Origin of the sequence: Mycobacterium sp. BK086 (assembly GCA_004362315.1) — a bacterium.
Lineage (GTDB): Bacteria > Actinomycetota > Actinomycetes > Mycobacteriales > Mycobacteriaceae > Mycobacterium.
On record SNWL01000003.1, the window covers coordinates 590,398 to 602,554 of the forward strand.

8 protein-coding genes are annotated in these 12,157 nt (G+C 66.9%); 4 read left to right on the top strand and 4 right to left on the bottom strand.

The window, feature by feature from the left end:
• Nucleotide 1 precedes the first annotated feature (1 nt).
• The 4 genes from EV580_RS02845 to msrB are packed head-to-tail and all read left to right on the top strand — an operon-like array spanning nucleotide 2 to nucleotide 4,111.
• Nucleotides 2–784 carry a pyrimidine reductase family protein gene (locus EV580_RS02845; RefSeq protein ID WP_133689623.1) on the top strand — a complete coding sequence of 261 codons (783 nt, stop codon included), beginning with the start codon at nucleotides 2–4 and terminating at the stop codon, nucleotides 782–784.
• Nucleotides 785–820: 36 nt separating this feature from the next.
• Nucleotides 821–2,395, top strand: a complete 1,575-nt coding sequence (locus tag EV580_RS02850; protein WP_133689624.1) for an alpha/beta fold hydrolase — start codon at nucleotides 821–823, stop codon at nucleotides 2,393–2,395.
• A gap of 20 nt (nucleotides 2,396–2,415) precedes the next feature.
• A complete protein-coding gene (gene aftC / locus EV580_RS02855) occupies nucleotides 2,416–3,687 on the top strand; it encodes an arabinofuranan 3-O-arabinosyltransferase (RefSeq protein ID WP_133689625.1) in 1,272 nt (423 codons plus the stop codon).
• Between the two features lie 13 nt (nucleotides 3,688–3,700).
• Complete coding sequence (msrB, locus tag EV580_RS02860; protein ID WP_166654633.1) at nucleotides 3,701–4,111, top strand: peptide-methionine (R)-S-oxide reductase MsrB; 411 nt, start codon at nucleotides 3,701–3,703, stop codon at nucleotides 4,109–4,111.
• Here the strand turns inward: msrB and EV580_RS02865 are convergent.
• The 4 genes from EV580_RS02865 to hemQ form a co-directional block, all read right to left on the bottom strand.
• On the bottom strand, nucleotides 4,071–6,434 hold the full coding sequence (locus EV580_RS02865; protein WP_133689627.1) for a putative bifunctional diguanylate cyclase/phosphodiesterase: 2,364 nt from the start codon (nucleotides 6,432–6,434) through the stop codon (nucleotides 4,071–4,073). The genes msrB and EV580_RS02865 overlap by 41 nt on opposite strands.
• Nucleotides 6,435–6,539: 105 nt before the next feature.
• Nucleotides 6,540–8,750 (bottom strand): putative bifunctional diguanylate cyclase/phosphodiesterase, encoded by a 2,211-nt coding sequence (locus tag EV580_RS02870; protein ID WP_286171425.1) that lies wholly within the window; start codon nucleotides 8,748–8,750, stop codon nucleotides 6,540–6,542.
• Between the two features lie 169 nt (nucleotides 8,751–8,919).
• The gene (locus EV580_RS02875; protein WP_133689629.1) at nucleotides 8,920–11,340 is read right to left on the bottom strand and encodes a putative bifunctional diguanylate cyclase/phosphodiesterase; all 2,421 of its coding nucleotides are present in this window, start codon (nucleotides 11,338–11,340) and stop codon (nucleotides 8,920–8,922) included.
• Nucleotides 11,341–11,429: 89 nt separating this feature from the next.
• Entirely contained in the window at nucleotides 11,430–12,134 is a 705-nt protein-coding gene (gene hemQ, locus EV580_RS02880) for a hydrogen peroxide-dependent heme synthase (RefSeq protein WP_133689630.1), read from the bottom strand.
• Between the last annotated feature and the right edge of the window lie 23 nt (nucleotides 12,135–12,157).

Below are 12,157 nucleotides of genomic sequence, written 5' to 3' on the forward strand. Positions count from 1 at the left end.
CATGGCCGACCCAAGCCCCGATGACCCGGATGGGACGCACTTCACACTCAGTGATGGTGGAGCAGTCGACGATGACCGCCTCGCCGAGCTCTACGCCTACCCCGCGGAACTGACCCGCTGCCTGGTGCGCGGCAACATGATCACCAGCCTCGACGGCGGCGCCGCCACCGACGGCACCTCCGGCGGACTCGGCGGCGCCGGCGACCGGCGGGTGTTCCTGCAGCTGCGCGAGCTCGCCGACGTCATCGTCGTCGGCGCAGGCACCGCCCGCGCCGAGAACTACTCGGGTGCCCAGATGAGCGTCCCCGACCGCGCCGACCGGCAACGACGCGGCCAGGGTGAGGTGCCGCCCATCGCGTTGGTCACCCGCTCCGGCGCGATCGACCCCGACCTGCCGGTGCTGACCCGCACCGAGGTGGCCCCACTGGTCCTCACATGCGACAACGCCCTCGCCGACACCCGTTCTCGATTGGGCGGCGCCGCCGAGGTGATCGCCTGCTCCGCGGCCGATCCCGCCGCGGTCGACCCGGCTGCCATGCTGACCGCCCTGTCCGACCGCGGGCTCTATCGGGTGCTGTGCGAAGGCGGTCCGAGCCTGATGGGCACGTTCGTCGACAACGGTCTGCTCGACGAGCTGTGCCTGACCACCGCACCGAAGCTGGTCGGCGGCGCGGCGCCGCGGATCGTCGCCGGCTCCGGGTCGGTGCTGACCGACATGCGCCGCGCACACCTGATGTTCGACGCCGAGGGCTATCTGTACGGGCGGTATACGCGCGTCGGCTGAGTCGTACTGGGCGGCGGTATCGCTACTGTGGTGGGCATGCGCGATCGTCGGGTCCGTGCCTCCCAAGCCATAGCCGGCATCGGCACCGCGGCATTGACGGCCCTGCTCACCGGATGTGCCCCCTGGCTGGCGGCAAACCCGCAGTTCGCCAGCGACAAGGCGCACAACCCGTCGGCTCCGACCACCACCCAGCAGCCCGGTGGCCCGCAGGGCATCGCGGTACCCAAGAACGAGCTGGGGTGGAAGGACTGCACGTCGAAGGTCTTCGGTGACGCCGGCGCGCCGCCCGCCCCCGGCGTGATCCTCGAATGCGCGAACTACGACGCCGACCTGGACCCCATCGCCGGCGCGACCGGCACCGTCAGCATCGGCGTGGTGCGGGCCCGGTCGGTGCAGACCCCGCCCGACGCCGGCCCGCTGGTGTTCACCACCGGCACCGACATCCCGTCGTCCATGCAGCTGCCGGTGTGGCTGTCCCGCTCCGGCGCCGATGTGCTCAAGAGCCACCCGATCGTCTCGGTGGACCGCCGTGGTCTCGGGATGTCCAGCCCGGTCGACTGCCGCGACGCGTTCGACCGCCAGGAGATGCGCGACCAGGCCCAGTTCGAGTCGGGCGACGACCCGGTGGCCAACCTGGGCGCGATCACGATGACCGCGACGACGAGCTGCACCGACACCATCGCCCCCGGCGACTCGGCCTACGACAATGCCCGCGCCGCCGAGGATCTCGAGCGGCTGCGCAGTACCTGGGACGTGCCCGCGCTGGCCCTGATCGGTGTCGGCAACGGCGCGCAGATCGCGCTGGCCTACGCCGGATCACACCCCGACAAGGTGGCCCGCCTGGTGCTGGACTCCCCCGTCCCGCCCGGCGTCAACGCCGAAGCGGCCGCCGAGGAACAGGTCAAGGGCCAGCAGGCCGCGCTCGATGCGTTCGCCCAGCAGTGCCTCGCGGCCACTTGCGCGCTGGGACCCGACCCGAAGGGCGCCGTCGACTCAATGCTGGCCGCTGCCCGCGCCGGTCGCGGTCCCGGTGGCGTGTCGGTGGCGGTGCTGGCCAACGCGATCGTCACCGGCATGGGTTTCCCCAGCGGCGACCGCATCGGCAGCACCATCAGCTTGGCGAACATTCTGGCTGCGGCGCGCAACGGCGACGCCAACCAGCTGAACAGCCTGATCAACCGGGCCGAAGCGATGCGCGACAGCGACGGCCAGTTCGTCAACTCGTGCAGCGACTCGCTGAACCGACCCACCCCCGACCGGGTGCGCGAACTCGTCGTCCAGTGGGGCAAGCTCTACCCCCAGTTCGGCACGGTCGGCGCGCTCAGCCTGGTCAAGTGCCTGAACTGGCCCAGCGGCGCCGCCCCGAAGGACCCCAAGGACCTGAAGGTCAATGTGCTGCTGCTCGGCGTGCAGAACGATCCGATCGCCGGCAACCAGGGCGTGCCCGCATCCGCGGCGGCCATCATCAACGCCGGCGCTGCCAGCAAGCGGGTGATGTGGCAGGGCATCGGGCACGGGGCCAGCATCTACTCGGCGTGCGCGCTGCCGCCGATGATGAGTTATCTCGACAGCGGGAACATGCCGCCGACCGACACCTACTGCCCCGCCTGAGCGTCTGGCGCATCGCGCCGGTGTACGGTGCGGACGTGGCGCTAGCTGACTCATTTCGGCCCCGGACCAGCCCGCCGACCACGGCGGCCGTCCTGCGGTCGGTTCTCTGGCCGATCGCGATCATGTCGATCATTCACCGCAGCTACGTGCTGTCGACCAACGGCTACATCACTGACGACTTCGGCCCGGTCTACCGGGCGGTGTCCAACTTCCGCCGTGGCTTGGACATCTACAACGAGCACTTCGACTACGTCGACCCGCACTACCTGTATTTCCCCGGTGGCACGCTGCTGCTGGCGCCGTTCGGGTATCTGCCGGTGTTCGCCTCGCACAACTGGTTCGTGTTCTTCAACACCGCGGCGATGATCATCGCCGCCTGCCTGCTGGTGAAGCTGTTCAAGTTCTCGCTGACCTCGGTGGCGCTGCCCGCTCTGCTGCTGGCGATGTACTGCACCGAATCGGTGACCAACACCCTGGTGTTCACCAACATCAACGGCTGCATCCTGTTGTTCGAGGTGCTGTTCTTCCGCTGGCTGCTCGACGGCAAAATCAGCCATCAGTGGTTGGCCGGTATCGCAATCGGGCTGTCGCTGGTGCTCAAGCCCGTGCTCGGGGTGCTGTTGCTGCTGCCGCTGCTCAAGGGGCAGTGGCGGGCCATCGTGGCCGCGATCGCGGTGCCGGTGGCGTTCAACGTGGTGGCCTGGCCGCTGGTCGCCGATCCGATGAACTTCGTCGAACGCACGCTGCCGTACATCTTCTCCACCCGCGACTACTTCAACAGCTCGGTGCTGGGCAACGGCACCTACTACGGGCTGCCGACCTGGCTGATCCTGGCACTGCGGGTGCTGTTCCTGGCGCTGGCCGTGGCCAGCCTGTGGCTGCTGCACCGCTACTACGCCAAGCGCGACCCCCTGTTCTGGATGCTGACATCGTCGGGCGTGCTGCTGATCGCGTCGTGGCTGGTGCTGTCGCTGGCCCAGGGCTACTACTCGATGATGCTGTTCCCGTTCCTGATGACGGTGGTGCTGCCGAACTCGGTGGTGCGCAACTGGCCGGCCTGGCTGGCCACCTACGGATTCCTGACGATGGACCGCTGGCTGCTGTGGCGCTGGCCGACGACCGGACGGTTCCTGGAGTACATGAAGATCACCTACGGCTGGTCGCTGATGCTGGTCGTGGTGTTCTGTGTGCTGTACTACCGCTATTCCGACGCCAAAGCCGAGGGCAGGCTGGCCGACGGGATCGATCCGCTGTGGATGCGCGAACCCAAGGCGGACGCCACGGTAACGTGAACCCATGAGTTCGATCCCAGCCCCCAAGCTCGAACTGACCGACGACGAATGGCGCAAGCGGCTCAACCCAGCTGAGTTCGCGGTGCTGCGCGAGGCCGGCACCGAGCGCCCGTTCACCGGCGAGTACACCGACACCAAGACCGAAGGCATCTATGCCTGCCGGGCCTGCGGTGCCGAATTGTTCCGCAGCACAGAGAAATTCGAGTCGCACTGCGGTTGGCCGTCGTTCTTCGACCCGTCGCACTCCGAAGCGGTGATCCTGCGGCCGGACGACACCCTTGGCATGCACCGGGTGGAGGTGCTGTGCGCCAACTGTCACAGCCATCTCGGTCACGTCTTCAGCGGTGAGGGATACCCGACGCCGACCGATCAGCGCTACTGCATCAATTCCATTTCACTGAAGCTGGTGCCGTCCGAGGAGTGACCGACGGGCCGAAGCGTTCGAGCACGGTCTCGACGTCGACGGGCCTGCTGTAGAAGTAGCCCTGCCCGATATCGCAACCGTGCTGCCGGAGCCAGGCGGCGGTGTGGGCGTTCTCCACACCTTCGGCCACTGTGGTGATGCCCAGCTCCCGCGCCAATCCGACCACGGCCCGCACGACGGCCGCAGCGGTCGGATCGGTGAGCACCGGTGCGATGAACTGCGGATCCAATTTCAGTTCGTCACTGGGCAGTTCGCGCAAGTAGGACAGCGTCGAATAACCGGTCCCGAAATCGTCGATGGCGATGCGGATCTGCTGCTCCCGCAACCGCTGCAGAATGGCGCGCGTCTGCTCGACGTCACCCAGAATCAGATGCTCGGTGATCTCGATCGTCAGGAACGAGGGCGGCAGGCCACTGTCGGTCAGGGCGGCGGTGATCCTGCTCGGCGTGGACGGATCGGCCAGCGACGGCGCGAACATGTTCACCGCGACCGACGCGTCGATGCCTGCGGCCCGCCACCGTGCGGCATCCGCCGAAGCCAGCCGCAGCACCAGATCGGTCACCGCGTCCATCAGTCCGTGGCGGCGGACCATCGGCAGGAATTCATGCGGCATGAGCACGCCACCGTCGGCCTGTGGCCAACGCAACAGTGCTTCGAACCCAACGAGTTCGCCTGTCTCCAAAAGGAACTGCGGTTGGTAAGCCAACGCCAGCTCGGCATGGTCGACGGCCTGCCGGAGCTCGGCAAGCAATGTCAGCACCGCCGAACTGTTGCGAGCCGGAACCATGGTGGTGCGGAACAACTCTCGATCGACGCGAACGGTATCCATGTCGGCGGTGAAGACGTGGACGCCACCGGACCCGGCCCACTTGGCCGAGTACATCGCGGTGTCCGCCTGCTTCAGCAGCGCCTCGGCGAAGACCGCGGAGCCGTCTGCCTCGGCGACGGCCAATCCGGCGCTGGGCCTCATCGACAACACGTGACCGTCGACCAGGAACGGCGCATCGAAGGCTCCGACCACCCGTCGTGCGACGCGGTGGAATTCCTCGACCGCTCCGGTCATCACGATGCCGAACTCGTCACCGCCGAGACGGGCCACCGTGTCGCCGGCACGGACCGCCTGGCTGATCCGGTAGCCGACCAACATCAGCAGCCGGTCACCCGCGGGGTGGCCGTAACTGTCGTTCACGAGCTTGAAATCGTTGAGATCCAAGACCATTACCGCCACCGGGGTCCGGTCGCGTGCACGTCCGTCCATCGCCTCGGCCAACCGCTGGTTGAACCGGGTGTAGTTGGCCACTCCGGTGAGCGGATCCCGCAGCGCCTGCTCGGCGGCCTCGGCAAGCAGCCGCTGGTTGTCCCTGATCGCCAGAAACTGACGGGCGAAGACCGCCAGCGCCAGGAATGCACCCAACACCAGCACCGGCCGTGAGGTCAGGTCGGCCACCGGCTCGCTCGTTGCGGCGGCCACCACCAGGAACGCGGTGAGCGCGGGAAGCCACACCGATACCCAGGCCGACTCCGTGCGGACCTTCCGCGCGGAGATCGTCTGCTGGCGTGAGGTGAGTGCGGCACTCGCGATCAGCAGCATCCCGGCGATCCAGCCGGTGTCGACCAGCGATCCGTGCTCGTAGGCGCCGTGAACCGAGATATACGTGTACACGCCGTCCGACACGATGATGCACATCAGGCCCGTAGTGAGCAGCGCCAGTGTCGCGCGCCGGCTGGACGGACCGCGCAGCAGCAGGAGCAGCGCGAGCGTCATGACCGCGATCTCCATCGCCGCGTACACCGCGGGCAGCAGCTGAGCCACCTGTCGGATTCCGGCGGTGGCCTTGTACGACTCGTCCATGACGATCAGCCAGAACACCAGGAAGAACGACCCGGCGACGACGACCCCGTCGAGGAGGAACCGGCCCGCATGTCGCTTACTGATCCCGGTCGGGAACAACAGCAGCGCAGCGCCCAGCCCGATCGGGAACAACACGAACGGCCAGGTGTCGCCGCTGGACAGCGGATGCCCGGTGCGAAGGAGTTCGACGCGGATGACGGACGCCGCGCCCAGCGCCCAGCCGACGAGCCCGGCAGACAGGCACACCCAGGCCACTCGCTGACGACCCGACGACGACCACGCGGCCCACACGGCGCTTCCCGCGGCGAACCACGGCGCCGAGATGAACAGCGCGTGGTTGACCTTGGCCAGCACGACCTCCGGCACCCAGTCCGCGATGAGCCACATAGCGATCGCGACGGCCGCACCGACGATGAACACCGCCGTACGTCCGGTTCGCGCCCGGTTATCCACGGTTATCCACGCTGACACCTATGAATGATTAGTCAGATTTGGCAAAATCGCCAGCGCTAGGTTAGCAGCGTCCTCGCTGCACATATGCCGATATGACGGTCTGGCAGCGACTTGTCGGCCCACCTAGGTCGGTGACCACGGAACGGCCACGCCTGCGGACCTGAGACCGGCCAAATTGGGCACCTCTGCGGGCGTCACCGGCATCCCGAAGTAGAAGCCCTGCCCGATATCGCAGCCGAGCCGGCGCACCAATGCCGCGGTCTCGGCGTCCTCAACACCTTCCACCACCACCGTCAGGCCCAGCACATGCGCGAGGTCGACCACCGCCCGCACCACGGCGGCGGCCCGTTGGTCGACCAGGATCGACGCGATGAAACTGCGGTCCAGCTTCACCTCGTCGATCGGCAGATCCCGCAGATAGGACAGCGCGGAGTAGCCGCTACCGAAATCGTCGACGGCGATGCGGATTCCGTTGTGCCGTAACTGTTCCAGCACCGTCCGTGCCCGCTCCGTGCTGTCCAGGAACAGGTCTTCGGTGATCTCGACGGTCAACGCCGCCGGGGACAGGCCGTGAGCGGCCAGCGCCTGCGCGATCCTGGCCGGCAGGCCCACGTTGGCCATCGACGGCGCGAACAGATTCACCGCCACCGGCACCTCGACCCCGGCGCCCCGCCAGGCCACGGCGTCGTCGAGGGCTTTGGTGATGACCAGCTGGGTGACCCGGCCCATCAAGCCGTGCCTGCGGACCACCGGCAGGAACTCCTCCGGCGATATAGCACCTCCACCGGGAAGGGGCCAGCGCAACAACGCCTCCACCCCGACGATCCCACCGGTGCTCAGATCGAACTTCGGCTGGTAAACCAGCGTCAGTTCGTCGTTGTCGATGGCCAGCCGCAGTTTCTCCAGAAGTGCCAGGGAGGCAGCACTTCCGGCGTCGGGTCGGCCCACCGCGCCCCGCTGCTGCTCGTCTCCCCCGTCGGCCTCGAATTCCATCTCCGGGTCATAGCTGCGCACCCCGCGAAACCGCGACCGCTTCGCCGTGTACATCGCAATGTCGGCGCGCCGCAACAGGTCATCGGCGGACAGGTCCGGTTCGTCGGGTGCGGCGATGGCCAGTCCGACGCTCGGCCGCATCAGGAGTTCGTGGCCGGCGAGCAGGAACGGCTCCTCGAAAGCCTCCACGACACGGCGTGCCACCAGTTCGGCCGCCACGGGGCTACTTTCCACCAGCACCGCGAACTCGTCGCCACCGAGCCGCGCCACCGTGTCGCCGACCCGCACACACTTCCGCAGCCGCTGGGCCACACCGATCAGCAGGTCGTCGCCGACGGGGTGACCAAGGTTGTCGTTGACGAGCTTGAACTCGTTGAGGTCCATCGACACGATGGCCGGTGACAGATCCTGTCGTCCGCGCATTTGCATTGCGTGGTCCAACCGTTCGTTGAACAGGGCGCGGTTGGCCAGCCCGGTCAGCGGATCGTGCAGTGCTTGTCTGGCGACGGTGGCGACGAGCCGCCGGTTTTCCCGCACGGCGAGGAATTGGCGGGCCAGCACCGTCACCCCCAACACCGCAGCGACGGAAATGACCAGCCCGCTCTGCAGCAGCGGAACCGGTTGCGCGGCAGCGACGAATCCCGCAACCAGCAGAGGCGTGTAGGGCAGCCAAACCGACGCCCAGCCCGGCAGCGCGAGCGATTCGGGCTGATGACGGATCTCGTCCCGGCCCGCCGCAGCGGCCACCGTGATGAGCAGCAGACCTGCGGCCCACCCGATGTCGATGACATCGCCCGAGCCGTAGTCGCCCTTCGCCGACAGATACGCAAAGGCACTGTCCGACAACGCAAAACAGGCCAACCCAACGGTCAGCAACGTGAGCGGCAATCGTCGGCTGTCCACCGATCGGACCAGGACCACGCCGGCCACGGTCAGCACCAGGATGTCGGAGATCGGATACGCCAGCGCGATGATGAACCCCAGCCGATTGGACGCCTCCGATTGGTAGAGCGGATGCAGGATCGTCACCCAACTGACCAGGAACAGCGATCCCGCCATGATGACCCCGTCGAGGAACAGACGGCCCCGCGAATTGGTGCGCTGCTCGGTGGGAATCAACAGCAGCGCCGCGCAGGCGCCCACCGGCAGCAACAGGAATCCCGCATCGGCGATCGAGGGGTATGGAATCTCGTGGAGATGAACCTCGTAGTACGTCCAAATCGCTTCGCCGACACCCCAACCGATCACCCCGATCGCCAACGCCAGCCAGGCGAGCCTCAACCGGCCGTGCAGCGATCGGGCCGTCGCGGCGGCGAAGAACGCGGCGGGAATCGTCAGCACGACGAAGACGACATCGTCGATGACGGTCAGCGTTGTGCCCTCAGCCCAACCGCCCAGGATCAGGATGAGAACGGCGATGAAGACGACGCCTGCACCAGCGGCGACATGAGAGGTCTTCGGCAGTTCGGGCCTCCCTTCCCCATCCGCCAGGCAGATCGACGATGGATACCTAGCGCATCAGCTCGATCTGCGGAACGTCGGATTCGACCCACCGACAGGAGCCTTCGCGCACCGAACACCCCAATGTCTGGCATGTTCCATCGCTTTCACACTTCTTCAAGATCTCAATCAGCTTCTCCGACGTCAGCGGCGGACTGAAGTAGTAGCCCTGCCCGACGTGGCAGCCGTGCCCGCGAAGCCAGTCCGCGGTCACCGCGTTCTCGATACCTTCGGCGACGGTGGTCAGCCCCAGCTCGTCGGCCAGGTTCACGACCGCCCGCACCACGGCGGCCGCACGTTGGTCGGCGGGAATCGGCGCGATGAAATTGCGGTCCAACTTCACCTCGTCCACCGTGAGATCACGCATATAGGACAGCGCCGAATATCCACTGCCGAAGTCGTCGATGGCTATCCGAATACCATGCTCCTGCAACTGATTCAGCACTGTCTTGGTGCGTTCCATGTTGTCCAGGAACAAGTCCTCGGTGATCTCGACGGTCAGCTGCGACGGGTCGATCTTGCGGTCGGACAACGACTTGGCGAACTTGCCGGGCAGCCGCAGATCGGCCATCGACGGCGCGAACATGTTGACCGCGATCGGTACGGTGAGTCCCTCTGCGCGCCAGCGCAATACGTCATCGAGAGCCTGGTTCACCACCAGATCGGTGATCGAGCCCATCAATCCGTAGCGGCGGACCAGCGGGAGGAACTCATCAGGCGGCAGCAGGCCCCGTTTGGGGTGCGGCCAGCGCACCAGCGCCTCGACGCCCACGATCGCCGCGGTGCGCAGGTCGAATTTGGGCTGATACACCAGCGTGAGTTCGAACTGATCGATGGCCTGTCGCAGCTCACCCAGCAGCCGGATGGTGGCCGCTCCGCTGCGGGCGATCGGCAGCGGTCCGCTGGCGAACAGGTCGCTGTCGGGCGATTCGGCCAGCAGCATCTCCGAGTTGAACGGGTGCACGCCGCCGGTGCGGGACCGCTTGGCCGAATACATCGCGATATCGGCCCGTTTCAGCAGATCTTCGGCCGTCAGATCGGGCTCGTCGGATTCCGCGACCGCGAGCCCGACGCTGGGCCGGATCAGCAGGTCTTGGCCGTCGACGACGAACGGCTCGTCGAAGGCCTCGACCACCCGGTGAGCGACCAGCTGCGAATTGTCCACCCGGCCTTCGATCAGCACCGCGAACTCGTCACCGCCCAGGCGCGCCACCGTGTCACCGGCCCGCACACACCCGGCGATCCGGTCGGCGGCCAGGCTCAGTAGTTCGTCACCGACGGGATGACCGAGGGTGTCGTTGACCACCTTGAAATCGTCGAGGTCCATCACCAGCACACCAACCGAAAGGCCGTCGCGCTGGCGCATTTCCATGGCGTGGTTGAGGCGGTCCCGGAAGACGATCCGGTTGCCGACACCGGTCAGCGGATCGCGCAGCGCCTGCTCGGCAACCGCCGCCAGAAGGATACGGTTCTCGCCCATCACCAACACCTGACGGGCACCGAACGCCAGCAGCAGCACCATCCCGATCACCGGAATCGGCCCCGACCGGATCTCGTCGGGCGACTCGGTGAACACCGCGAAGCTGGCGAACATCACCGGCACAAACGGAAGCCATACCGAGGTGAACGAAACCGGTTGCGCTGCAACCGCATCCCGATGCGCAAAGCCCGTTCCGGTGATGGCCGCCGCAATGAACAGGGCCAGGCCGATCAGCCAGCCGAGATCGAGGAGTTGCGTGCTCGTGTGCTGGTGCGTCGCCGTCAGATACACGAAGGCGCCGTCGGAGATCGAGATGCCCAACATGCCCAGGGTGAGCAGGATCAGCGTCAGGCGCTGACCGCGCTGGGCCCGCGCCACCACAAGGACGCCGATGGTGAGAACGGCGGCATCCAAGACCGGGTAGCTGACCGAGACCGCGACCTGCATGCGGTCCCTGGGCTCCGAATCCCACAGCTCGTCGATCACCGCGGCCCAGCCGACGATCGTGAACGACCCGGCCACGATCAGCGCGTCGAGGATCAGCCGGGTGCGCGACGTCCTGCTGAGCCCGGTGGACAGCAGCAACAGCGCGATCGCGGTCGCGACCGGCAGCACGAGGTAGGCCAGGTCAGCCAGCGAGGGATACGGATGTTTGTAGCCGACGAGCTTGTAGATGCGCCACAGCACGGCGCCGAGGGTGAAGCAGACGAGGCCGAACGCCACGATGATCCATGCCAGGCGCACCCGCCCACGCCCGCTTTGCGCGGTCAGGGCCGCCGCGATCGCTGCGACTACGGACAGCTCGATCATCACGTTGTCGGTGTTGGTGAACACCGACAGGAGCGAATCCCCGGCGCCGCCACCGAGCGCCAGCAAAACCCCGACGAGCACGACGGATGCCACCAGAGCGACGACCAAGGCCATCGTCCGCGTCGCGCTGAGCCCAGTCACACGGGCCTCCCGATCGTCCCGGCCGCGCGAGAAATCACGGCCCCGCAATCGTAGCGAACTTCGGGTGAGTGGACGGCGTCTTTGTGCAGCTAGGGCAGCTTGGCGACCAGTTCCTCGACCCCGATCCGGGGGCCGGTGAAGAACGGGATCTCCTCGCGGACGTGGCGACGAGCCTCGGTGGCCCGCAGGTCTCGCATCAGGTCGACGATCCGGTACAGCTCAGGGGCCTCGAACGCCAGGATCCACTCGTAGTCGCCGAGGGCGAAAGCGGGCACCGTATTGGCCCGGACGTCCTTGTAGCCGCGGGCGGCCATCCCGTGGTCGGCCAGCATCTTGCGGCGCTCGTCGTCGGGCAGCAGATACCAATCCAGCGAACGCACGAAGGGGTAGACGCACACGTAATTGCCGGGCTCCTCGCCGGCCAGGAACGCGGGGACATGGCTCTTGTTGAACTCGGCGGGCCGGTGCAGTGCGACCGCACTCCACACCGGTGAGACCGACCGGCCAAGGGTGGTGGTGCGCCGGAAGTCGCTATAGGTGGCCTGAAGCGTCTCGATCCGCTCGGCGTGCGTCCAGATCATGAAATCGGCGTCGGCACGCAGGCCTGCGACGTCGTACAGACCTCGGACCACCACACCGTTCTCCTCCTGCTGCTTGAGGAAGGTGGCGGTCTCATCGACGACGGCGGCGCGGGATTCCTCGTCGTAGCCCAGCTCCCCCGGCTCGGCGGCGAACACCGAGAACATCACGTAGCGGATTGTGGCGTTGAGCTCGTCGTAGTCCAGTTTGGCCATGGCACCCATCGTGCCACGCGCAC